22 protein-coding genes and 1 pseudogene are annotated in these 22,527 nt (G+C 61.0%); 11 read left to right on the top strand and 12 right to left on the bottom strand.

Annotation, left to right across the window (positions count from 1 at the left end):
- The first annotated feature begins 114 nt into the window (after positions 1-114).
- Positions 115-1,296: a beta-ketothiolase BktB gene (gene bktB, locus BMW76_RS24765; protein WP_090869988.1), complete on the top strand. Its 1,182-nt coding sequence runs from the start codon at positions 115-117 to the stop codon at positions 1,294-1,296.
- Between the two features lie 43 nt (positions 1,297-1,339).
- A complete protein-coding gene (locus tag BMW76_RS24760) occupies positions 1,340-3,034 on the top strand; it encodes an MBL fold metallo-hydrolase (protein ID WP_090869986.1) in 1,695 nt (564 codons plus the stop codon).
- 46 nt (positions 3,035-3,080) lie between these two features.
- Here the strand turns inward: BMW76_RS24760 and BMW76_RS24755 are convergent, their stop codons facing one another.
- Positions 3,081-4,058, bottom strand: coding sequence for an NAD(P)H-dependent flavin oxidoreductase (locus tag BMW76_RS24755; protein ID WP_090869984.1), 978 nt, complete (start codon positions 4,056-4,058; stop codon positions 3,081-3,083).
- Between the two features lie 171 nt (positions 4,059-4,229).
- Between BMW76_RS24755 and folE the strand changes: the two genes are divergently transcribed.
- Positions 4,230-4,865 carry a GTP cyclohydrolase I FolE gene (gene folE / locus BMW76_RS24750; RefSeq protein WP_090869983.1) on the top strand — a complete coding sequence of 212 codons (636 nt, stop codon included), beginning with the start codon at positions 4,230-4,232 and terminating at the stop codon, positions 4,863-4,865.
- A gap of 86 nt (positions 4,866-4,951) precedes the next feature.
- Here the strand turns inward: folE and BMW76_RS24745 are convergent, their stop codons facing one another.
- From BMW76_RS24745 to BMW76_RS41985, 5 genes and pseudogenes are all read right to left on the bottom strand, one after another.
- Positions 4,952-5,494: a nuclear transport factor 2 family protein gene (locus BMW76_RS24745; RefSeq protein ID WP_090869980.1), complete on the bottom strand. Its 543-nt coding sequence runs from the start codon at positions 5,492-5,494 to the stop codon at positions 4,952-4,954.
- Between the two features lie 11 nt (positions 5,495-5,505).
- Positions 5,506-5,820 (bottom strand): hypothetical protein, encoded by a 315-nt coding sequence (locus tag BMW76_RS24740; protein ID WP_090869978.1) that lies wholly within the window; start codon positions 5,818-5,820, stop codon positions 5,506-5,508.
- A gap of 467 nt (positions 5,821-6,287) precedes the next feature.
- Positions 6,288-7,073, bottom strand: coding sequence for an SDR family NAD(P)-dependent oxidoreductase (locus tag BMW76_RS24730; protein ID WP_090869974.1), 786 nt, complete (start codon positions 7,071-7,073; stop codon positions 6,288-6,290).
- A 150-nt stretch (positions 7,074-7,223) separates the two neighbouring features.
- Positions 7,224-7,934, bottom strand: coding sequence for a LysR family substrate-binding domain-containing protein (locus BMW76_RS24725; protein WP_245763371.1), 711 nt, complete (start codon positions 7,932-7,934; stop codon positions 7,224-7,226).
- A gap of 18 nt (positions 7,935-7,952) precedes the next feature.
- Positions 7,953-8,123 (bottom strand): annotated as a pseudogene (locus BMW76_RS41985) (LysR family transcriptional regulator); the annotation flags it as partial.
- A 226-nt stretch (positions 8,124-8,349) separates the two neighbouring features.
- On the opposite strand from BMW76_RS41985, the gene BMW76_RS24720 reads away from it, so the two are divergent.
- On the top strand, positions 8,350-9,312 hold the full coding sequence (locus BMW76_RS24720; protein WP_281248547.1) for a methyl-accepting chemotaxis protein: 963 nt from the start codon (positions 8,350-8,352) through the stop codon (positions 9,310-9,312).
- Between the two features lie 10 nt (positions 9,313-9,322).
- Here BMW76_RS24720 and BMW76_RS24715 read toward each other — a convergent pair whose 3' ends face one another.
- The 3 genes from BMW76_RS24715 to BMW76_RS24705 are packed head-to-tail and all read right to left on the bottom strand — an operon-like array spanning position 9,323 to position 13,136.
- The gene (locus tag BMW76_RS24715) at positions 9,323-10,036 is read right to left on the bottom strand and encodes an alpha/beta fold hydrolase (RefSeq protein ID WP_090869970.1); all 714 of its coding nucleotides are present in this window, start codon (positions 10,034-10,036) and stop codon (positions 9,323-9,325) included.
- 35 nt (positions 10,037-10,071) lie between these two features.
- On the bottom strand, positions 10,072-11,667 hold the full coding sequence (locus BMW76_RS24710; RefSeq protein ID WP_090869968.1) for a GMC family oxidoreductase: 1,596 nt from the start codon (positions 11,665-11,667) through the stop codon (positions 10,072-10,074).
- The gene (locus BMW76_RS24705; RefSeq protein WP_090869966.1) at positions 11,664-13,136 is read right to left on the bottom strand and encodes an aldehyde dehydrogenase family protein; all 1,473 of its coding nucleotides are present in this window, start codon (positions 13,134-13,136) and stop codon (positions 11,664-11,666) included. The genes BMW76_RS24710 and BMW76_RS24705 overlap by 4 nt, the downstream gene beginning before the upstream one ends.
- Before the next feature lie 229 nt (positions 13,137-13,365).
- Between BMW76_RS24705 and BMW76_RS24700 the strand changes: the two genes are divergently transcribed.
- On the top strand, positions 13,366-14,346 hold the full coding sequence (locus BMW76_RS24700) for a LysR family transcriptional regulator (RefSeq protein WP_090869964.1): 981 nt from the start codon (positions 13,366-13,368) through the stop codon (positions 14,344-14,346).
- Positions 14,347-14,359: 13 nt separating this feature from the next.
- Here BMW76_RS24700 and BMW76_RS24695 read toward each other — a convergent pair whose 3' ends face one another.
- The gene (locus BMW76_RS24695) at positions 14,360-15,208 is read right to left on the bottom strand and encodes a GlxA family transcriptional regulator (protein ID WP_245763363.1); all 849 of its coding nucleotides are present in this window, start codon (positions 15,206-15,208) and stop codon (positions 14,360-14,362) included.
- Between the two features lie 307 nt (positions 15,209-15,515).
- Between BMW76_RS24695 and BMW76_RS24690 the strand changes: the two genes are divergently transcribed.
- The 6 genes from BMW76_RS24690 to BMW76_RS24670 all read left to right on the top strand — a co-directional run bounded on the left by BMW76_RS24690 (position 15,516) and on the right by BMW76_RS24670 (position 20,595).
- Entirely contained in the window at positions 15,516-15,944 is a 429-nt protein-coding gene (locus BMW76_RS24690) for a carboxymuconolactone decarboxylase family protein (RefSeq protein WP_090869961.1), read from the top strand.
- Between the two features lie 40 nt (positions 15,945-15,984).
- Entirely contained in the window at positions 15,985-16,221 is a 237-nt protein-coding gene (locus BMW76_RS41980) for a hypothetical protein (RefSeq protein ID WP_245763362.1), read from the top strand.
- Positions 16,222-16,254: 33 nt separating this feature from the next.
- Positions 16,255-16,968 (top strand): phytanoyl-CoA dioxygenase family protein, encoded by a 714-nt coding sequence (locus BMW76_RS24685; protein ID WP_245763361.1) that lies wholly within the window; start codon positions 16,255-16,257, stop codon positions 16,966-16,968.
- A 246-nt stretch (positions 16,969-17,214) separates the two neighbouring features.
- Entirely contained in the window at positions 17,215-18,129 is a 915-nt protein-coding gene (locus tag BMW76_RS24680) for an NmrA/HSCARG family protein (protein ID WP_090869959.1), read from the top strand.
- A gap of 19 nt (positions 18,130-18,148) precedes the next feature.
- A complete protein-coding gene (locus BMW76_RS24675; RefSeq protein ID WP_245763360.1) occupies positions 18,149-19,018 on the top strand; it encodes an alpha/beta fold hydrolase in 870 nt (289 codons plus the stop codon).
- A gap of 8 nt (positions 19,019-19,026) precedes the next feature.
- Positions 19,027-20,595, top strand: coding sequence for an AMP-binding protein (locus BMW76_RS24670; protein WP_245763359.1), 1,569 nt, complete (start codon positions 19,027-19,029; stop codon positions 20,593-20,595).
- Positions 20,596-20,613: 18 nt separating this feature from the next.
- Here BMW76_RS24670 and BMW76_RS24665 read toward each other — a convergent pair whose 3' ends face one another.
- Together BMW76_RS24665 and BMW76_RS24660 are read right to left on the bottom strand one after the other, a co-directional pair.
- Positions 20,614-21,432, bottom strand: a complete 819-nt coding sequence (locus BMW76_RS24665; RefSeq protein ID WP_245763358.1) for an enoyl-CoA hydratase/isomerase family protein — start codon at positions 21,430-21,432, stop codon at positions 20,614-20,616.
- Between the two features lie 53 nt (positions 21,433-21,485).
- Positions 21,486-22,433 carry a spirocyclase AveC family protein gene (locus BMW76_RS24660; protein ID WP_090870144.1) on the bottom strand — a complete coding sequence of 316 codons (948 nt, stop codon included), beginning with the start codon at positions 22,431-22,433 and terminating at the stop codon, positions 21,486-21,488.
- Positions 22,434-22,527 lie beyond the last annotated feature (94 nt).

Genomic DNA, 22,527 nt, shown 5'->3' with positions numbered 1-22,527 from the left:
CGCACCGGACAATAACGTGGACATCAAACAAAAAATGCGCTACTTTGTGAACGCTATTCATATTTTAAAACGAAAGGTACGGATCGTAACCGATCGTCGGATCAAGGAGCCATCATGTCGGATGAGATTGTCGTCACCGCTGCCGTTCGCACGGCTATTGGAGATTTCGGTGGTGCGCTAGCGAGCGTTCCGCCCACGCAGCTAGGCGCGACAGTCGTACGTGCATTGCTCGACCGCACAAATCTGCCGGGTGGCGATGTTGGACATGTGGTGTTCGGCAACGTGATCCACACCGAGCCCCGCGATATGTACCTCGCGCGCGTCGCCGCGCTTGAGGGCGGCGTCAGTGCGGACGCTCCAGCGCTGACGCTCAACAGGTTGTGCGGCTCTGGCCTCCAGGCCATCATTTCCGCCGCCCAGGCTATCGCGCTCGGCGATACTGAGATTGCCATCGGCGCAGGCGCGGAGAGCATGTCGCGTGCAGCGTACGTTGCGACTGGCGCGCGTTGGGGCTCACGCATGGGTGATATCCGTCTGATCGACATGATGGTCGGTGCACTGACCGACCCGTTCAGCGCTTGCCATATGGGTGTGACTGCGGAGAACGTCGCAAAGAAATATGGTGTTTCGCGTGACGACCAGGATCAGCTCGCGGTCGAGTCGCACCGGCGCGCCGCACGAGCCATTCATGACGGCCACTTCCGCGAGCAAATCGTGCCTGTAGCACTCCGCACGAAAAAGGGCGAGAGCGTTTTCGATACCGACGAGCACGTGCGGCCCGGCGCGAGCGCCGCGGATCTCGCCAAATTGCGCCCCGCATTCCAGAAGGACGGCACGGTCACAGCCGGCAACGCGTCCGGCCTCAATGACGGCGCAGCAGCTGTCCTGCTCATGGCGCGTCGCACGGCCGAGCAACGCGGCCTTCGTCCACTCGCGCGGCTCGTTTCCTGGGCTCACGCTGGCGTCGATCCTCAATACATGGGCATTGGCCCGGTGCCTGCAACACGCAAGGCGTTGCAGCGCGCGGGCTTGACCGTGGCGGATCTCGACGTGATCGAAGCGAACGAAGCATTCGCAGCGCAGGCTTGCGCCGTCGCCAAGGAGCTAGAATTCGACAGCGCCAGGGTCAATCCAAACGGGTCGGGTATCTCGCTCGGCCATCCGATAGGCGCAACCGGCGCTGTCATTGCGGTGAAAGCGATACACGAGTTGCACCGTTGCGGTGGCCGTTATGCACTCGTGACGATGTGCATCGGCGGAGGCCAGGGCATCGCGGCCGTCTTCGAACGCATTTGAGGCCGCGCACGAGCGGCCGTCCATTGAATCAAAAGGGAGTGACGTGGTACGCCCCGAACAACTGCTCCACCCGCAACGACAACCCGTTCCACCACGCCCGGCGGCAACGATGCTCTTGCTGCGCGACGCACAGCAAGACGGACAGCCCGCGATTGAAGTGCTGATGACGCGACGTTCGGCGCATGCGAGCTTCGCACCGGGCGCCTTCGTCTTTCCCGGAGGAGCGATCGAGTTCTCCGATGCACGTATCGCCGCCGGCGCATCACGGCGCGGCACGCAAGACGAAGCTCAAGCGGTTCAGGCTGTGGCCGCCATACGCGAGACATTCGAAGAGCTAGGCGTGTTGCTCGCTCGGCGAAGCGATGGCGCGTTCGTCGACGACAGCGATATTGCGACGCTCGACCGAAGCGCAGCCATCGAGGAACATTGCGCGCAGCGAGGCCTCACGCTAGCCGCCGACTGGGTTTATCCACTTGCGCACTGGATCACCGATCGCGATCTGCCTCGGCGCTTCGACGTGCAGTTTTTCGTGGCGCGCATGCCTTCCGGCCAAACCGCTGTCGCGGATGGCGCCGAGCAATTCGAGCCGGTGTGGGTCAGTCCTTCTGACGCGCTCGCGCGCCACGCTGCGGGCGACTTCGCGATGATCTTCCCAACGGTGCGCACGCTTGAACGCCTACGTTCATTCGACTCGGTCGACGCGTTGCTTGCGGCATGTGCCGGTGAAAGGCCGCTCTGGAGCAGTTGTCCGCGTGGCGGTCTGAGGGCAGGCAGCATCGTGCGCTGCATGGAAGGCGACGCGCCGTACGGGGAGCTTCGCCTGGTGTGCCCTGACGGCCAGGTGCTTCACGCGCTCGACTGGCGATCGACCGAAGCCGTCCCGCTTCTGAACAATGTAATGCGGTTGACCGTCGCGAACGGCGGCATGATGACGGGACCAGGCACGAATAGCTACATCATCGGCACGCTCACGACCGGCTTCATCGTGGTCGATCCGGGGCCTGACGATCGGGCGCATCTCCAGCGGATTTTGGCGGCAACGGATGGCGACATTCGAATGATCGTCTGCACGCATTCGCATGTGGACCATGCGCCCGGCGCGCAACCATTGCAGGCCATGTGCGCGAACAAGCCACCGATCCTCGGGCTGCCGTCCGGGCCTTCAGCCAGGGCAGGCAGCCATTTCGTTCCGGATCGCGAACTGCGCGAGCGCGAATGGCTCGCCCTGGCTGGTGATGGCGAGACGCATCGATTGCTCGTCGTCCCGACACCGGGGCACGCAAGCAACCACTTGTGCCTCGTCCTCGTCGAGGACGGATTGCTGTTCAGCGGAGACCATATCCTGAATGGAAGCACGACCGTCATCGATCCCCCTGACGGCAACATGACTGCGTACCTCGCGTCGCTGGACCGGCTGGACGCGATCTGTGTTGAACATAACATCGACTTCATTCTGCCCGCACACGGCTACGTGCTCGACCGCGCGCGTGATCAGATCGCCCGCATCAAGGCACACCGCCTGGCGCGGGAAGCAAAGATCGCCCAGACAGTGAAGAGGCTGCCGAACGGTTCGATCGACGACTGGCTCCGCCATGCCTATGACGACGTACCGGAAAAGCTTTGGCCAGCCGCGGCCCGCTCGCTGCTCGCTCACCTCGAACGGTTAGACGAACGACCTCACGCCCAGCACCATAACTTTGCACGGCTGATTTCAAATCGGCCGCGCGAGCCCATTTGAAATCGGTGCGCGGGCAGCCGTATTCGAAAGGTGCTTTACAGGACGCTCAGTTCTCGTGTGCGAGCGCGGCCAGCTGGCCGTGAATGAGTGCGCGTGCTTCAGCGATCATCCGGCTCACGAGTTCCGCGCAAGTGGGAATATCCTCGATGAGCCCGATCGCGAGACCAGCCGGGAAAGTTCCATCTTCCGTATCACCCGTCTCGTACATGCGTTTGCCGCGCTCACCACTCACGAGTGGCTTGAGATCCGCGAACGTCGCGCCTTCCTTGTATTCGAGTTCCAGCACTTTCTCCGCGACCGAATTCCTGAAAATGCGCGAGGTGTTCTTCAGCGTGCGAAAGATCAATGCCGTATCGCGCTCATCATGCTCTACGAGCCTGCGCTTGACGTTCTCATGAATCGGCGCCTCCCGCGTTGCCATGAAACGCGTACCCATATTGATGCCATCCGCGCCGAGCGCGAGTGCGGCGACCATGCCGCGCGCATCGGCAATGCCACCTGACGCAAGCATCGGAATGCGCAGTTTCGCGGCGGCGGCCGGCAACAAGATGAGATTGGGCACATCGTCTTCGCCTGGATGACCGGCACATTCGAAGCCGTCCACGCTGACTGCGTCACACCCCAATGCCTCTGCTTTCAGCGCGTGACGCACGGAAGTGCATTTGTGGATAACCTTGATTCCCGCAGACTTGAACACCGGCATGTACGGCTCGGGATTGCGTCCCGCCGTCTCGACGATCTTCACGCCGTTCTCCACGATCGCTTGCACGTACTCATCGTACGGAACCGGTTTGATCGTCGGCAGTATGGTCAGGTTCACGGCGAACGGCTGATCCGTCATCGCTCGAACGCGGCCAATCTCCTTGCGCAGCGCCTCCGGCGTGGGTTGCGTGAGCGCGGTGATGGTGCCGAGCGCACCGGCGTTCGAGACGGCCGCAGCCAGTTCCGCGCGCCCCACCCACATCATGCCGCCTTGAACAATAGGGTATCGAATCCCAAGCAACTCTGTAATGCGCGTCTTCATGTACTCATCCTGTGATGTAAGTGCGACCCGCTTCCTCAGCGAGCAGCACGTCGTTTGTATTTACGAACGTTGTGCAATTATATACACTTTATTCACGTCTCCGATACGGGTGTGCCGCCAACGCGCACGCACGTCGGACTGCACGGTGTGCATGAATGATCAGGAGAGTCGATGAACAAGCGAGACACAGAAATTGGCGCTGAGGAAGCGTCGGTTCGCCCCACGCGGAATCAGGCGGAAGAAGCCGTGCGAACGCTCATCCGATGGGCAGGCGACGACCCCGAAAGAGAAGGTCTCATTCAAACACCCGCACGCGTCGCGCGCGCGTATCGTGAGTTCTTCTCGGGATACGAATCCGATCCGATGCAAATTCTCGCAACGACGTTTTCCGAAGTGGATGGCTACGACGAAATGGTGGTGCTAAAGGACATCCGCTTCGAAAGCTATTGCGAGCACCATATGGTGCCCATCATTGGACGCGCACACGTTGCCTACTTGCCTGAGCATCGTGTGGTTGGCATCTCCAAGCTCGCGCGCCTCGTCGACGTCTATGCCAAGCGTCTGCAGATTCAGGAAAAGATGACGGTTCAAATCGCTGATGCGTTGAATACTGTGCTACAGCCTAAGGGCGTCGCCGTGATCCTCGAAGCCGCGCATCAGTGCATGAGCACACGTGGCGTCCATAAGCCCGGCGCGTCGCTGGTGACAAGTCGGATGCTGGGCGCGTTTCGTGACGATCCCTCAACGCGCCGCGAGTTTCTGTCGATTGTGGGCCACAGCACGATCATGCCGTTGCCCAATAGCTGAAAGCCAACGTCGGCTCCCGCCGACGTTGGCTTTCATGACATGCTGTTTGATCTGTCGTAAGCGTCGCACGACGCTTACGCAAGCCTTTAGACCTCGCTGGGCTGCCGCGTCGTCAGAGGCCGCTCGTAAGAGACGTCTTCACGATTTCGTGAACTGACGCCATTGCTCATCAGAATTCCCCGCCAGGCAGCAGGCACTTCGGCTGGCGTGAGTTCGTTGATTGCCTCAGAGATACAGACGCGAGCGGCAATCGCCCATACGCCATCGCGCTTTTCGAAGCGGTCGATATAGCGTCCCACCGCCAGCGTGTCCGGCTTGACGCGATTCTCACCGAAGAAGAGCCAGTACGTTTCCCCGCGCGCCTCATTGCCCTGCAGTTCGACGCTGTGATTGAACACCATATGGTGGTGCGATAGCTGATGCTCGGTATGATAGGAAAATGCCCAGTCGACGAATTGCTCTGCATTCCCGACGAACGCACCGTGATCATCGATTGCATCCGGATGGTAAGCCGACAGCGTCAACTCGCGGTCCATGCGGTCGACCCCGCGGCAATACCGGTGTACGCATTCGAGTATGGCCTGTTTGTCCAACAGCGCTTCCACGCGTGCGCTCAACTCTTCATTCATGGTTTCTACCGTTAGTAAGTCATGGCGAAAAAAAAGACCATCGCTCCGATCACCGCGCCCACGAAGCAATAACCTTCGCCTGTCGACAAGTCGGTTTCCTGCTTCTGCGCGCGACTCGCAATCGCACATCCAACTATGCCCGCGAATGCCGTTGCGCCAAGCACGCCAAACGTCATCACGACGTCGAAAAGCGCCGAACGGCCCAACTCTTCCATGCGCAGGTCGCGTTGCAGCAGCCAGATCGCCGCTGCCGAAATCGATAAGAGAATGAGGGGGAGCCACACCCTGCGCGCTTCTCGAGCGCTCTCGCGAGTCAGCGATTTCATCGTGTCTGCCCTTCCATGCGGATCTTGCCGAAGATGCGGGACGCCATCGCGCTTAGCACACGCGCCGCCCGGTTCGATTGCTTGACGCGAGCCGATTCGTCCGACGAAGAAGGTGTCTCGCCAGGCCGTCGGCGAGAGTGGAACGTGTAGTCCGCGAGAGGACCACGTAAATCGCTGTCGAGAAGGTACATCGCTTGTCTCCGATCAGGCTTATGCCTCTCGGGCGCTTTCGCAGCGCCTCTGGTGGACATCGTAGGCGACGGAAAATCGTTATGCAACTATTCGTTCAATTAATGGCGTCGGTGTTTTCACTAGCCGCCAGGGCGTAGCGTGCTGCGCACGCGCGAGCGCACGCTACGCACACGGCTTGGTGTGCGCAACGGATCGCATTGAATCGGGAAGGCAAAATCAGCCCGAGCCGCATCGGCGACGCGGCCTCGCAACGCGAAAAACGGGCAGATGAACGATCAGGAAACCTGGAAGCCGCCGTCGACAGCCAGGAGCTGGCCGGTGACATAATCCGACGCCGGCGACGCGAAGAACAACACTGCCCTGGCGATATCGGAGGCGACACCAATGCGGCCCAGCGGCATGCGGCCAGGCTGGGTAATCGGTCCGCTTGCCTGATGGACCTTGGTCGATTCGGCCGCACCCTCGGTTGCCACACCGCCAGGCAGCACTGCGTTGACGCGGATTCTGTCTGCTGCGAATTCGAGCGCTGCCACCTTGGTGAGATTGTTGACGCCCGCCTTCGAAGCGCCGTAGTCACCGTTGTCGAAAATGACCGGCTGCAGCGAGGCCACCGACGAGATGTTGACGATGGAGCCGCCATTTTTGGCGGCCTGCATGCGCTTGATCGCTTCACGCATGCAAAGGAAGGTGCCGCGCAAGTTGACGCCGAGCACCTTGTCCCACTTCTCGGACGACGTCTCGACGAATTGGGTCTTCGGATAAATGCCTGCGTTGTTGACCAGAATGTCGAGGCGCCCGAGTTTCGCTTGCACGGTCTCGTACATCGACAGAATCGACGATTCGTTACCGATGTCCACCTTGACCGCGATCGCCTTACCAGACGCGCTCTCGATTTGTCTCACCGTCTGCTGCGCCGCTTCCTCGTTCAGATCCGCCGCGACCACAGCCGCGCCTGCCGACGCCAGAAGCAGCGCCGTCTCGCGGCCAATACCCGAACCTGCCCCTGTTACCACCGCCACTTTCTGATCGAGACTGAATAGACTCGCCACGTTGGTGCTCACTGCTCCTCCTTTGGCTCGCTATGCGAGCGGGTTATTTTGTGAACGTCATTCGTAAACATAAACACACCACTTTAGGGTGTCAAGGTGGACGCGCAAACGAATACAGAAAGGAGCAACGAGAACGAATCAGTTAGTCAGCGCCCGTCCGCCTCACGCCGGTGCCGGCGACGCGATTTCGCGCATGATGTCGAGCATTGAGCGGTGATAGGGTTTGTGGGGTCTATCCGCCCACACCAGTGACACTTCCGTTTCGCTGGGAGCGGGGACATCTTCAATGTCGACGTAAGCGACACCTTCCACGGGCAAGTATCGCGCCGAGTCCAGCATCAAACCCACGCCCAGTTCGTGAGCGACGAGATTGAGCATCGTATAGGGATGGCGGGCTTGCTGGGTTACTCGCGGCGACAAACCCTCCTCGCGTCGCGCTGCTTCGAATGCAGCGAATAGCGGTTGCGACATCTGCTGAGGGAACATGATTAGCGGATATCGCGCGAGATCCGCGATGCGGATCGAACGCTGCGTCGCCACGGGCCACTTCGCCGGAACCGCGGCCACCACGCGCAGGCGCTCAATGACCGCGCTCTCCAGACCCGAGACGTCCGCCGCGCTAGTGACGACCACGCCCAGGTCGATGCTACCGTTTTTCACGCTCGCGACAGTCAGGGCACTACCACGTTCGATCAACCGGACATCAACACCTGGCCATTGCTTGCGCAGCCCCTGAATGGCCAGCGGCATGATTCGTAGCGCGCACATCGGCACGAATGCCACGCTCAGGCTTGCCAGTTCGTCGGCGGCCTGGCGCACACGCCGCTCGGCCAATTCCGCTTGCGCGATCAGCGGTTTTGCTTCCGCGAGCAACGCCGATCCGGCGGGCGTAAGGGAAACGCCGCGCGGCGTGCGTTCGAGCAGCTTGATGCCAAGCTGCTCTTCCAGCCGCATGATCGACTGGCTAAGCGGCGGCTGCGCCATGCCGAGACGCGCAGCGGCACGCCCAAAGTGCTGCGTCTCCGCGACTGCTACGAAGTGTCTGAGATGCCGTAATTCCATGACGTGATATGACTTCGATATCGGGTGTCGCCAGCATATCGCCTTTGTCCCATTGCAGTGCAGAGGATGAACCCTGATCACATTGTTGAACGCAGCCTGTCTGGGGCGCGCTCTTCACGCCCACCCTTGCAGACGTGCTCGGACTGGCTAGCGGAGCGAAGATCTTGCGTCGATCTCGTTCTGGGGAGAACTCGCCGCCCTCCTTCTGCTGACGGGCGCGGCAGGCGTGTTCCTGTCTCGCGTGATCGTGAACCCGTTGCAGGTCGCTGCACAAGCCGCGATGAAGATCGCTGCGGGCGATCTAAGCGCCACGTATCACAGCGGTCGAAGCGATGAAATCGGTGACGTGCTCCGGACGCTGAATCAGGTCAGCATCAACATGCGCGCCACGGTGCTCGACGTGCGAAATGGCGTAGGTGCCATGCAGCAGGCGACGGCGGACATTGGCTCGGGTACATTCGAGCTTTCTGGTCGAACGGAGGCGCAAGCCAGCAGTCTCGAAGAAGCCGCCGCTTCAATGGAGCAGATCAATTCGACGGTCCGTAACAACGCCAATGCCGCCATGCAGGCGAGCGATTTGGCAGAACGAGCGAACCAGGCCGCGGAAGACGGAGGCCGCGTGGTGGACCAGGTCATCTCGACGATGGGGCAGATCACCCAATCGAGCAGCAAGATATCCGACATTATTTCCGTGATCGACGGCATCGCTTTCCAGACCAATATTCTCGCCCTGAATGCGGCGGTAGAAGCCGCGCGAGCTGGCGAGCGGGGACGCGGATTTGCCGTCGTGGCGGCCGAGGTTCGCAATCTTGCGCAGCGCAGCGCACAAGCCGCAAAGGAAATCAACGCGCTGATCACGCAGGGTGTGGAAACCGTAGATGGCGGCTCGAAGCTCGTCGACTCGGCAGGCAAGACGATTGCCGACATCGTTGCACAGGTTCGTGGCGTAACCAGTCTGGTGAGCCAGATTGCCGAGGCATCGCGAGAACAGGCAGCTGGCGTCGGTCAGGTGAGCCAGGCGGTAGAACAGTTGGACCGCATGACGCAAGTGAATGCGACGCTCGTTCAACAGCACACCACCGCAGCCGATCGCATGAAGCAGCAGACCGAGCGACTCGCCGAGATGCTTTCTGTTTTCACGCTTTCCCGTGATGAACGCAACGTGCTGCTGACTGGCACTGGCGCGTGATACCGTCGCGCTAGATTAGCGTCAGCAGGACCCGGGCGATCGCTTCGGGGTTTGACAACATGACCATGTGGCCCGCGTCGATCTCGACCACGTCGATTGCTTGCAAGGTCGCGATCGTGCGGTCCTGCGCGTCGGGTGAGAATGAGACGTCACGCGCCAGCTTGATAAATGTGCGGGAGATAGCCGGCGTCACCCCGGCGAATGGCACAGGCTCCAGCAGCGGGGCAATCGAGTCGGCGACGACCAGTTCGCAGGTCGCGTCTGCCAGTTCGGTCGACATATCATTGCAAAAGAGATAGCGCGTGAAGTCTTTGGGTGGCTTCTGCTGGACGATATCTCCAGCGTCACGGCTCCTTGATAACACCGTTTTGATCTCAGGCGTCATCGCCTCGATGTTGCTCATGCCATGGGGAGCAATGGGGGCCGAAACGAACACCAGGCGCTCGACGCGCTCGGGCGCCAACGCTGCGACAGTGCAAATCACCGAGCCGCCCATTGAATGGCCTACCAGCACTGCGCGCTCGATATTGGCATCGTCCATGTCGCGGATAACCGAACGCGCATGCCGCTCCAGCGTCATCCCCTCCAGCGATTCGTCGCGATGGCGGCCCCGCCCCGGTAGATCGAATGCAATAGCCTTCCCGCCAAGTTCGTTCACAACGGCAGACCAGCAATCCGCCGCAAAATGACCGCCGTGTACCAATACCGCTATGGGAATACTCATGCTTGCGCTCCGAGCCGGGCAAACCGTTACGTCGATCAACCCGTCGTTATGATTTCTGCTGCCTTCTCAGCGAGGGCGATCGTTGCGGCGTTCGTGTTGCCGGAAATGATGTTCGGCATGACGGAAGCGTCGACTACGCGTAGCCGCTCTACACCACGGACGCGCAAAAGTGGATCGACAACAGCCATTTCGTCCGTTCCCATCCGGCAACTGCCTACTGGGTGGTAGCCGATACCCACACGTTGGCGCACGTATGCTTCCCATGCATCATCGCTCTCAGGCAACAATGCGGGTTGGTGATCTCCGATGACATGTTTCGCCAGCGGGGGCGCGGCAAACACCTTTGTCACGAGACGACTGCCCTTGATGGTCGACTCCAGATCCCGAGGGTCGCCAAGCAACGCATGCTCGATGACCGGCTTCCAGCGCGGATCGCGGTCCTTCAGACGGATACGTCCACGCCCATGGGGCCTCAGCAGTTGCGATCCAATCGTGACACCCGCCTGCTTCGCCAGCGAGGGATGTCCGCCGACGAATCCAATCGCCAGGGGCAAAAAGCTCATGGCGATGTCCGGTTCGTTCAATCCAGGTTCACTGCGCGCGTAGGCCATCGCGTGAACGGCGATCGAAGTCAGAATCCCCTTCTTGACTGTCGCATACTGCAGCAGGTGTCCCGCGAGACGCAGCGGACCTACCATCGTGTTGTACGTCGGCACATCGACCAGACGGCTCTGCGAAACCCCGCAGTGTTCCTGAACATTACCGCCAACGCCGGGAAGATCCGCGACGACTTCGATACCCATCGATGAAAGATCCGAGCCTGCGCCTACGCCGGATCGCAACAATACAGCAGGCGAGGCGATCGTTCCGCCGCTCAGTACGACTTCCCGACGTGCAAGGAAAGTCTGCCGCGCGCCATCGATGACGACATTGACGCCAACCGCGCGTCGCCCCTCGAACCGCACGTTGTCGACGAATGCATCAGTCGTCACAGTGAGGTTGGATCGCTTGAGCGCAGGCTCGAGATACGCCTTGCGCGCGCTGCAGCGCTTGCCATTTCGCGTTGTCCCGTAGACGATGAACGATCCATGCACGTCGCCCGCGCAATACTCGTCGCGCGCTGGCATGCCGCAATGCCCGGCTGCCTCGATAAATGTATGTGCCAACGGGTGCAGTATCCGCGGCGGCGAGACAGTCAGCGGGCCATCCGAGCCATGTACGGAGGTTGTGGGCCCTCTGAAATTCTCGGATTTCCGGAAATACGGGAGCAGGTCATCGAATCCCCAACCGGGGCACCCACTGTCACGCCACGCATCGTAGTCTCCGCGCTGGCCGCGGATGTAGACCATCCCGTTGATGCTGCTGCTGCCGCCTAGCGCCTTACCCGCGGCCCATGTCGTCACGCGCGCACCAGCAGAGGGATCCGGTTCGGTCGGATAGATCCAGTCCGCTTTGGGATTGCCCATCAGCGCGAAACTGCCGGCAGGCATGTCGAAGAGAAACCCTTTTCCTTCCTTGCCCGCTTCCAGCAACAACACGCGTGTCGAAACATTCTCGCTCAACCTCGCCGCAATCACGCAACCAGCTGAACCGCCGCCGATGACGATATAGTCGAAAACGCGTTCGCTCATCGCTTGCCTTCTCTGCGCGCAACGAAAACATTTTTGAGCTGCAGATACTCTTCCATCCCCGCCCAGCCACCCACCCTGCCGAAGCCGCTTTGCCGGTATCCCCCGAACGGCGCACCGGGCGCCATCGACGCGAAACCGTTGATGTTTACATAGCCCGCGTCGAGGCGCTCGGCGAATGCGTGCGCACGGTCGAGATCGTTTGTATGCAGATATGCACCGAGGCCGTAGCGCGTGCCGTTGGCGATCGCGAGTGCTTCCGCGTCGTCGGCGAACAGGGTGATCGACAGCACGGGACCGAACACCTCGTTCTGTTCCAACGCACTTCCTGGCTCGACATCGGCGAACACGGTCGGCTGAATGAAGTAGCCGCCAGCCAGTTCGCCCCCCAACCGCTCGCCACCCGCAACGAGCTTCGCTTCGCATCGCGCCTGCGCGATGATGCCGAGAATACGATCGCACGCTGACTGGCAGATTACCGGGCCAGCGACCGTTGCAGGATCGAAGGGATCGCCGATCCTCATGCTCGCAGCCACCGCCACAGCGCGTGCCACCAGTTCATCGTAGCGCGTTCGGTGCACGAGCAACCGCGTGGGGTTCACGCAGCCCTGCCCGCTCAGTCCCAGCGCACCATATACAGCCTGTACCGCTGCGGCATCGAGATCAGCGTCTTCGAAGACAAGATTGGCGGACTTGCCGCCCAGTTCCAGCGCGACCGGCTTGAGACACGCCGCCGCCGTCGCCATCACGCGCCGCGCGACGCCTTCGCCGCCCGTGAACGTGACCTTGCCGACGTCGGGGTGCGCCACGAGCGCCTCGCCCGCTTCGGCCTCGCCGGGCACGACATTGAAAAGTCCCGCTGGAAAGCCGGCTTGGTGAGCGAGTTCGGCGATTCGCAGTGCGACGAACGGCGCGAGCGTTGGCGGCTTCAGAACGACGCCATTGCCTGCGGCGATTGCCGGAAGCGCCATCATGCAGGTCGCCATGAGGGGACCGTTCCACGGGATAATGACGCCCACGACGCCATAAGGTTCTCGGCGCGTATAGTTGAACCCTGGTGCCGGATAAGACTCTCCGTACGAACCCTCGATCTTGTCAATCCAGCCCATGTAGTGATCGACCCAGCCCAGCGCCATGTCCATCATCGGGAGTGCTACCGGGATACCCGACTCTCGGGCACCGAGAAATGTCAGCTGCTCCCTGTTCGCTTCCAGCAATTCACCGAGGCGCCGAAAGCTTTGCGTCCTCGCGCGTGGCCCCATCTCCATCCACGCGCGTTGCGCCGCCTTCGCGGCCTTCACGGCGCGGTGGATGTCGCTCGCGCTGGCGACAGGCACGTCGGCCTGCGGCCGACCTGTTGAAGGGTTGACATGTTCGACGCTGGGAGCGCCGTCACATTCGACGAATGCACCCCCGATAAAGAGGCGGCCGGGAACGTCGAGCGAGCGCTGGTGAGATGGGGACAATGCCATGTGTTGTTCTTCCATTGAGCGTTTGACTACTACTGGCAGGAGACACATGCGGGCACAGGCGCCCGTCGCGCGCCATCGCGGTCAGTCGTGTCGTCTCCTGAGCATTCTCGTTGTCGGCCTGCGCGCGCGACGCGGGCCGCCTCTGATAATTTTGATTCTAGCGGCGGCCCATGCTCTACACTGTTTACCGAATGGAACCTTTAGAGTGACTTATTTTCATTAATCCACGATGCCAGAAATCCGGAATCTTCAGCCTTTCGTTCAGGCCGTCCGTTGCGGCAGCTTCATTTCGGCGGCAACCCGCCTCCAGGTCACGCCGCCTGCCATAAGCAAGAGCATCGCAGCGCTGGAGCGAGAACTGGGCGTGCGCCTTTTCAACCGGACAACGCGCAAGCTGAGTCTCACGAGCGAAGGGCGGCAGTTCTATCAACGGGTGGCGCCGTTGTTGAGTCAGCTTGACGAAGCCGTCGCGGATGTGCGGCGCAGCCCGGAGCATCCAGAGGGATTGGTCAAGGTCTCCGTAACGCCCACGTTCGGGAGACATTGTCTGACTCCAGTAATCGCAGAGTTTCTGCAACGCTATCCGCTCGTCGAAATCGACATCAGCTATGACGAAATCGCGCCAAGCCTCGTCAATGACGGCGTCGACATCAGTATTCAGCATACGCGGGGACGCGGAACCAATCATGTTTCCCGTCCGTTGTGCGATTACCCCATCGTACTGGTCGCGAGCCCGGGCTACCTCGAACGCAAGGGCGTGCCCCAATCGCCAGATGAACTGGCCGAACACGAATTCGTCGGCATCCGAATGCCGTTCGGACTCGCTGCGCTTCATCTTGAACGCTTGCCGGGAAGCACGCGAAAGCGCGGCGCACGGAAGGATAAGACGTTCATCCACCATCCCCGCGGGCGTCTAACCGTGGCAGGTCAACCGGATACAAGCCTCGTCGCGGCACTCAGCGGCGCGGGCATCACGCCGTCATCAGTGCCCGTGGTGCTGCCGTATCTGCGTACCGGGACACTGAAAATCGTCCTTCCCGAATATAGGGTGCGCGGCGACGAGGCGGATGGTACGGGGCCGCGCATTTACGTGCACTATCCGCACCGCCAGTATCTGCCGGCGAAGGTCAGGGCTTTCGTGGATTACCTGCTCGAACGGTTTCGTTCAGCCGATACCGGCAAGGCGGAACTCGACATATTTTCGGCCTGAATGCGGGCCACGTTCATTCGCGGTCCGCACCGCGCCGTCGATACGCAGAAGGACTCATCGAAACATATTTGTGGAAGATTTTGCGAAACGCGCGCACGTCTGAGTAGCCAACCATGACGGCGATCTGGTCGATGGAGACCTGCGTGTTGCGCAGCATTCGCTTAGCTGACTCAATACGCAGTGAGCTGGCATAGGCCCGCGGCGTCATGCCCAGGCTTCGCGTAAAGCGCCGCAGCAAAGTGGCGTGACTGACGGCCAGCATTTCCGCGAGTTCGCTGATCTTGAAGTCCTGAGCGAAACGCTGTGCGAGCCAGAACTGCGCGCTGCTTACGAGTGGATCATCGCTCGACAGGCGGCCTTCCTCGCGCTCGCCATCCGTGCCTGTCGTCGATGCGAGCCATTGGGCGGTATGCGGCGAAATCGCACGATCGACGAGGCGCGCCACGAGTTGCCATTCGCTTGCCGGCACGCTGCAGGTGTACACGCCACCGTGCTCGGCCATTGTGGCACCGGTGTCCACACGCACCTTCGGATAGCGCGATCGTAGCAAGCCCCTGAGCACGCGCGGGACTGCCGCAGGGCCGCCGTCGAGAAAGCCTGCCTGCGCGAGCAGCAACACACCCGTGCCGCTCCCGGCCAATACCGCGCCTCGAGCACGTTGCCAACGCAACCACTCCGTTACCGGCTGTGCGTGGTCGAGCAGCGTAACGAGCGCCTCTTCGCTGGCCACTGAAAAGGCCGGGACGTAGACGATGCTGTACTCCGCATCGCCTAGCAAATCGCCGTCGCTATCCATCTTTCGCCCGCCGGCGAACTCGAGGCCGCCCGCCGTGGCGCCCAAGAGGCGCACCCGCGTCTTCATCGTATGCCGGTACGGCGGCGCGAACTGCGTAAATACATGTCGCGCAATGAGCGCGAATCCATCTACCAGCGCGCCCACGCTCGACAGGTAGCCGCCTGGCAGCACGAGCGCGGCAACGTCTTTCACTGGCTCAGTCGGCGTGGCGGGCTTGCGAATTTTGATCCCCTTATATGCAGAATATGATCCTCTTTCGCGGCGATCTTAGCACGCATCATCGTCACCATTGCCAGCGAAACGAATGGCGGGAAGAACTGAGCAGCTACCCGCCACCAATAGCCGCGCCGCCGCGGTAAAACAGGAGACGCAAATGAAGAGCCTCGAAGAAAAGCACGCCTATGGTTTAAAGGTATTCGGCGAAATAATGGGTGAAGACAAGGCAGCCGGCTTGCGCGCCGCAAGCGAGTCCACGGGCTTCGGTGCCGATATTTCGCGCCTTGCCGTCAATTACGCGTTCGCGGACGTATGGGGCGACGACAAACTCGAGCGCAAGCAGCGCAGCCTCGTGACGCTCGGCATCCTGATCGCCAGCCGGCAGACACTCGAACTCAAGAACCACGTCCGCATTGCAGTGCGTAACGGGCTGAGCGCACGCGAACTGGAAGGTGTGCTTATCCAGGCGCTGCCATATGCAGGCTTCCCGGCAGTCGCTTCCGCCACCACGGCCGTACTCGAAACGCTCCGGGAACTGGGCATCGACACTACCACCCGCACTTCGGAAGAACGCGGATTGCTGTGAGGCGGCGTCAGTGCGCCCCTGCGACAAGAGGAGATAATTTGTGAGCACACCAATCGTGGATATCGTGCCGATGATGCGCGAGTTCAACGTTTCGAACGATCTGCTCGGCGATCACGCCGCGCTGCAAAAACGGTGGGACGAAGACGGCTACCTGTTCTTCCGCGACGTACTGGACCACGAGCCGCTCGAGCGCATTCGCGGTCTGCTCGTTGACCACCTCGAGCGCCACGGTTTCGTGGAGCGCAACGATCGAAACGTGCGATGGACCGGCAAGTAACGCGAAAGTTTTAGCTTTTTTCCGGTGAAGGAAATGAACGAGCAGCGCGCCGCACGGATCGTGATGGAAGACGCCGCAATTCGCGCATTCTTTCAACGGCTCTTCGACGTACCGCTTTATTGGGTGCCGTTTACCGAATACCGCACTTCGCCGCCCGCTATCGACAAGAGCCGCACGCGCTTTGACTTCATTCACGAAGATGCCATCTACAGCGACCGCCTCGATTTCATCATCTGCTGGATTCCACTCAGCGATATCGATGCGCAAGTCGGTGGACTCGCAGTGGCGGAGGGGTCGCACAAGCTTCCGTGCCTGCATAAGAAGGACGGCGACAAGATCATTCCCATCGATCTGGCGAGCGTGCCCGAAAACGCATGGCGCCGCACGAACTACCGTCTGGGCGACGTCTTGTTGATGAGCCGGCGCACCCCGCATTCGGGACTCAGCAATCATTCGGATCGTTTTCGCCTTTCGCTCGACACGCGCATCCTGCCGTACGGTGGCACTTTTCCGTTTGAACCGCGACTGCCCTATGTGGGCACATTGACCTCTATCGCAACTGACCAGATCGTCGTGCGCGACGCGGATGGCGAACATGTCTTGCGGCTCGACGAAACGAGCTATCTGCGCGGCCTCCAGGGCAATCGCGTGCGCGGCGACGAAATCGCCGGCGTCTATCAGCCGGGCTGCGAGGTGATCGTCGCACATGAAGGCGGCCTCGTTCAAACGCTGCGGCCGCAGCATTGATCGTGCGATCACGCGGAAAGTCGAAGGTTGGTCTTTCCGCTTTGCCGCGTTGACCATGGTCCACAGTCTTGCGGCCCTGAAGGACCAATCCGACACTTTCTCGAACATCGTGCTAATATTAGAACGCATATTTCGGAGCACGATCCCACATTGCAATGAGTGGTCGCCTCGTTAGCGGCATCGTGCGTAATCCGCCCAGCAACAACACGGCTGGCCTACGTCTATAGTTCGACCACGGGACAAATCATGACCGGTTCATCCGACGCGGTACTCGTCATTGGCGCAACTGGTGCGCAAGGCGGCGCCACGGCTCGCCACCTCCTTGCGGCTGGACGCAAGGTGTGCTTCCTTACACGCGATCCGGACTCAGCGGCTGCGCGGGCTCTCGTCGAAATGAATGCGCAGGGCGTAAGGGGAGATCTGGACGACCCCGACTCGCTCGAAAAAGCGATGGAGGGCGTCCGCTCCGTCTTTTCCGTTCTCCTCCCCGGTTTCGATCGCAGCGACAGTGAGCGCCGCCATGGTTTCGCGCTCATCAACGCTGCGCGCAAAGCAGGCGTCCCGCAATTCGTTCACACCTCGGTGGCACAGGCCGGCAATCATGAGGCGTTTCCGGGCTGGAAAGAGAAGCGTTGGAACTCGAAATACTGGACAGACAAATGGGACGTCGAAGAAGCCGTTCGCTCGGCGGGCTTCGAATCGTGGACGGTCTTGCAACCGGCGTTCATGATGGACAATCTCGCTGAGCCGAAAGCGCGCGCGATGTTCCCGCACCTGCGCGAAGGTGTGCTGCTCAGCGCATTGCTGCCCGACTCCCGGCTCGACTGGATTGCCGCCGACGACGTGGGTGCGCTAGCAGCCAGCGCGCTCAACGATGCGCAACGCTGGCATGGCGAGACGGTGCCGCTGGCTGCGGAGAAGCTCACGATGTCTGAAGTGGGAGATCGCCTCGGCCAGGTTCTTGGCACACGGATTAGCGTTTCTCACGTTTCACCGGACGAAGCGCGAGCGAAGGGACTCGCACCGGGCTGGGTGAATGCGCAGGAATGGATCAACGCGGTCGGGTATCGCGTCGACATCGATTCGCTCTCCGAACGCGGTATCCAACTGACCTGGATGACAGACTGGATCGACGCGAATCGACAGCACATCCTTGTTTGACTGGTGTGAGAAACAATCCTTGAACAATGGAAGCGCCGCAATGAATGTCTGTGCCCCCTCCTGGTTCGATCTCGCCATGAGCCAGCCACGCCGATCCCATTTCACCGAAGCCGGCGGAGCAGCGGTGCACTATGTGTCGTGGAACGCAGAAGACACCGGAAAGGCTCCGCTCGTCTTCGCGCACGGCTTTCTGGGACACGCGCATTGGTGGGACTTCATTGCACCGTTCTTCACCGACCGCTTTCGCGTCTTCGCTCTGGATTTCAGCGGCATGGGTGACAGCGGCTACAGGCAGGAATACAGCGCAGACATTTTCGTGCGCGACCTCGTAGCCGTCGTGGATGCAATCGGCTCGGGTCCGTGCATCGCGGTCGGCCACAGCTTCGGCGGATCACGTCTCCTGCAGGCGTGCGCGACTTTTCCCGATCGTCTCTCGCATGCCATCGTGCTCGATTCGTATTTCATGCTACGCGGCGATAGCTTGCCTGCCGTGGAACGGCGCCCCCCTCCGCGGCCCTATCCGGACTGGCATACCGCGGTCAGTCGCTTTCGGCTCATCCCCGAGCAGGATTGCGAACCGTGGCTTCTCGAACATCTCGCGCAGACATCGCTTCGCCAAACCGCCGACGGCTGGGTGTGGCGCTTCGACCCGAAGCTGCGGAATCTCCAGCCGGTCGAAGGCGAGGAAGATCTGTTGAGCCGCATCGCGGTGCCCGTTAGCTACGTTCACGCCGAGTGCAGCAGCGTGGTCAGCGCAAATCGCGCGCGCCACATCGTAGCGGCCATTCCGGGCGCGAAGGGACCCGTCACGATGCCGCGCGCAGGCCACCACATGATGCTTGACCAGCCACTTGCACTGGTGAGCCTCTTACGGGCGTTGCTGGCATGAAGCCCAACATGCGCAAATCGACAATTGCGCCCTGGTCGAGCGAGTTTCCTCTCTCGGCGCTGATCGCGCGCGCCGTCGAGCGGCACGGCGCCACACCGCTTCATTTTCATACGCAAGGCGGCGCCTATACGTGCACCACGCAGGCCCTGCTGCGCGAAGCGAGAGAAATGTGCAAGGCGCTGCGCGCGATCGGCATGCGTCGAGGCGATGCGATAGCGATACAGCTCCCCACGCAGCGCGAGACTGTGCTTCTGTATCTGGCTGCGCTCGAGATCGGTGCCGTGCTTGTGCCGATCGTCCATATCTATGGTCCAGCCGAAGTCGGCTTCATCGTTCGGCAATCGCGCGCCCGATTTCTTTGCGTGCCCGACCTCTGGTGTGGCACGGACTACCTGGAGCGTGTCACCGCGTTGGGCGACCCACCCGATCTGGAACGCGTTATTGTCGTTGGCGATCGTGCGCCCTCGAACGGCGTCACGTTCGGCGCGCTCCAACGACTCGCGGCGACAACGCATGATCAGCATCCTGCCGAAGCGCCCAGGCAGGAAGACATCTGCCTGCTGCTGTACACATCGGGGACGACGGCTTCACCCAAAGGCGTTCAGCACTCTCATCGCACTGTGGGTGCAGAGTGGCAGATTCCGTTCATCGACGGGCCAGGGCCTTACCTCACGCCCTTCCCCGCCGGGCATATCGCGGGCTTCAACTTTCTGTTGCGCCCGTTCGTCACCGGCACCGAGATGGTGTTCATGGACCGATGGGACGCCTCGCTCGCCGCGCGACTCATCGAAGAGCATCGCGTACGCCTTTCGGGCGGCACGCCGTTCCATCTTCAAGGACTACTCGATGCCGGCCGCCGCGACGGCCGAAGCCTGGCGTCACTCGTTTCTTACGGTCTGGGCGGCACGGGTGTCACGCCCGAGCACGTCGCCCTGGCCGATCGCGCCGGATTCACGGGAACACGCGCGTATGGGTTGACCGAGCATTCCACGGTGAGCGTCGGTTGGGCCGATTCACCTTTTGATATCCGGGCCAATACAGACGGGCGCGTTCAGCGCGGCTCGCAGGTGCGCGTTGTCGACGAGTTGGACCGCGAACTGCCTGCGGGACACGACGGCGAGATTCTCATTAAGGGACCGGAGTTGTTTGTCGGTTACACCGACCCGGCGCTCAATGCAGCGGCATTCACTCGCGACGGATGGTTCCGGACAGGCGATATTGGCCGTCTCGACGAAAGCAGTTGCCTGACCATCACGGACCGAAAGAAGGACATCGTGATTCGCGGTGGAGAAAACATCTCGTCGCTCGAAGTGGAGCGCGTGCTTGCCACTCATCCCGCAGTGCGCGATGTCGCCGTCGTGGCGCAATCCGACGCCCGATACGGCGAAAGGGTCTGTGCCGTAGTCGTCTTGCACGAACACACGGCACTCGACCTGAGCGCAGTTCAGACCCACTTTGCCGCCGCAGGTGTGGCGAAGCACAAGACCCCCGAGCACCTTTGCATAGTCGCAGAACTGCCGCGCACGCCATCGGGAAAAGTGAGAAAAGGCGATCTGCGCAAGCAGCTTTCCACGTAGCGGCAGTTCGGCCGACGCTTATTGTGCGGGGCTGTCCTTGCGCGATTTGAAAAAGCGATCCCGCTGCCTCGACACCTCATCGGACGAAGCGAGTCGATCGTAAATCGCACGCGCGGCGGCCAGACCTGCGTCGAAATCAGCCGATTCGGCGGCGGCGGCGATGGCATCCAGGCACTTGCCTTCTATTGCATGGCCACAGGCGAGGCGTGTGCGCGCTTCAGCGACAACGGAAACCGGATCGTGATCCGGCAATATCAGCCGGCGTATCAATGGCAACACTGCGCTCCCGATCTTCTCTCGCGCCAGTTCAATCGCCAGACGCAACACCTGCTGGTCATCGCCCTCGACGATTCGGTCGAATAGCGCTGTTCCGACGAACGTCCTCGCGGGCACGATTTGCGCACCGAGAATGAATTCGATCGACTTTGCGAGACCCAGCACACGCGGCAAACGCTGCGTCCCGGACAAAGGGATCACACCAAGCTTGCACTCTGGCAGACCGATCTGCGCCTTGTCCGCCACAAGCCGGTAGTGGCAGACCAGCGCGGTTTCCAGTCCCCCACCGATCGCAAATCCGTGGATCGCCGCGACAACCGGCTTCTCGCTCGCCTCGATAACCGGATGCACGTGCAGCGATAACGCTGGAGCCGTCGCCGCCGCGGCCGTCCCGAATTCGCGGATGTCACCGCCTGCGCAGAAGCCACGACCACTGCCATTGAGCACGATTGCGCGAACTTGCACATCGTGTCTCGCCGCTTCGAACGCAGCGACAAGCCCACGGCGGACTCCGAGGCCGAGCCCGTTAACGGGCGGATGGCTCATCGTGACGATGGCCACCTCGTCTTCTACACGATACTCGACGTTATCGAAGCGTCGCGCGTTCCCGTTCGTCATCGATTGGCCAGCCAACTCGGCATATCTGCCGGCCAGGGATCGGCATATACCGCGTGCACACCCATTGCAGTCGTGTAGGCAAGATTCAGTACATTGCAAAACGCGACGAAGGCTAGCACGCGCAGCGCCGCGCGAACCGCTGCATGGCACTCAAGACGATCGACGCCTCGGTCGATCGCCGTATATCCGTTGTTGTCGACGCTCATCAGAAGAAACGCAGAAGCCACGAAGGCGGACGGAAACAGCAGGAACTCGTAGACCGGAAACTGGTAGTAGTGACCGCCCCAGAAGGAAGCATGCTGAAACGCGCCCGGCCACGCGTCGAATCCCATGAAACGGCTGGCAGCGATGTCGAGCAGACCCATCGTCATCCAGATGGCGGCGAAGCCCGCGAGTGCGAGTCGAACGTTACCTGCACGAGGCCAACGCTTGCGGACCGCACGCATCGCCCACAGCGCGATTACTGCCGTGCCCGTGAACGTGTAGAAATAGCTTGGCGCGTCGATCAGGATGGGCTCAGCAATGCGCGCATGCGGCGATTGCCAGAACGGTATGAAACGGCACCAGCAGCCGAAATTCAGCGCATAGGCGTTATAGGTGAACATCGGACGCAGGAAGTCCAGCCACGGATCGAGCCAGTATGCCGAGAGCCAGCCGATCATCATGAGACGCACCGCGTCGATGCGGCGGCTTTTGACGATTCCGTAGACGAACCAGATCGCTACCGGAATCAATATCAGCACGCTGATCCACTGGTAATGGTCGATCGTCGTCTTCACGGATTCCGGAACCGGGTCCGCGCCCAAATCGACGGGGCGGAAGTCCTCCGAACGAATCCATGCTGTGTAGGCGTAGATTTGTGCAAACGCGAAAAGCGCGCCGAGCGCAGCCCACGCATACACCCTGTGCCAGGTCGTGCTGCGTCGAGCGACCATCTCCGACATGCTTGCCTCCTCGTTCTTGACCGACATTCATATTTATGAATGTCGGTCAAAAATGTACCTTGATGAGGAGACCGCGTCAAGCGCCATACGCAAT

The organism is Paraburkholderia diazotrophica (assembly GCF_900108945.1).
GTDB classification, from domain to species: Bacteria; Pseudomonadota; Gammaproteobacteria; order Burkholderiales; family Burkholderiaceae; genus Paraburkholderia; species Paraburkholderia diazotrophica.
This window is presented reverse-complemented; position numbering and strand designations above follow the sequence as displayed.

Coding starts and splice junctions, on each gene's coding strand:
- BMW76_RS24755 (WP_090869984.1), bottom strand. CDS start 4,058: ATGAAGACGCGCATTACAGAGTTGCTTGGGATTCGATACCCTATTGTT.
- BMW76_RS24715 (WP_090869970.1), bottom strand. CDS start 10,036: ATGAGTATTCCCATAGCGGTATTGGTACACGGCGGTCATTTTGCGGCG.
- BMW76_RS24745 (WP_090869980.1), bottom strand. CDS start 5,494: ATGAATGAAGAGTTGAGCGCACGCGTGGAAGCGCTGTTGGACAAACAG.
- BMW76_RS24710 (WP_090869968.1), bottom strand. CDS start 11,667: ATGAGCGAACGCGTTTTCGACTATATCGTCATCGGCGGCGGTTCAGCT.
- BMW76_RS24695 (WP_245763363.1), bottom strand. CDS start 15,208: ATGAAGACGCGGGTGCGCCTCTTGGGCGCCACGGCGGGCGGCCTCGAG.
- BMW76_RS24680 (WP_090869959.1), top strand. CDS start 17,215: ATGACCGGTTCATCCGACGCGGTACTCGTCATTGGCGCAACTGGTGCG.
- folE (WP_090869983.1), top strand. CDS start 4,230: ATGAACAAGCGAGACACAGAAATTGGCGCTGAGGAAGCGTCGGTTCGC.
- BMW76_RS24705 (WP_090869966.1), bottom strand. CDS start 13,136: ATGGCATTGTCCCCATCTCACCAGCGCTCGCTCGACGTTCCCGGCCGC.
- BMW76_RS24740 (WP_090869978.1), bottom strand. CDS start 5,820: ATGAAATCGCTGACTCGCGAGAGCGCTCGAGAAGCGCGCAGGGTGTGG.
- bktB (WP_090869988.1), top strand. CDS start 115: ATGTCGGATGAGATTGTCGTCACCGCTGCCGTTCGCACGGCTATTGGA.
- BMW76_RS24700 (WP_090869964.1), top strand. CDS start 13,366: ATGCCAGAAATCCGGAATCTTCAGCCTTTCGTTCAGGCCGTCCGTTGC.
- BMW76_RS24670 (WP_245763359.1), top strand. CDS start 19,027: ATGCGCAAATCGACAATTGCGCCCTGGTCGAGCGAGTTTCCTCTCTCG.
- BMW76_RS24685 (WP_245763361.1), top strand. CDS start 16,255: ATGAACGAGCAGCGCGCCGCACGGATCGTGATGGAAGACGCCGCAATT.
- BMW76_RS24660 (WP_090870144.1), bottom strand. CDS start 22,433: ATGTCGGAGATGGTCGCTCGACGCAGCACGACCTGGCACAGGGTGTAT.
- BMW76_RS24690 (WP_090869961.1), top strand. CDS start 15,516: ATGAAGAGCCTCGAAGAAAAGCACGCCTATGGTTTAAAGGTATTCGGC.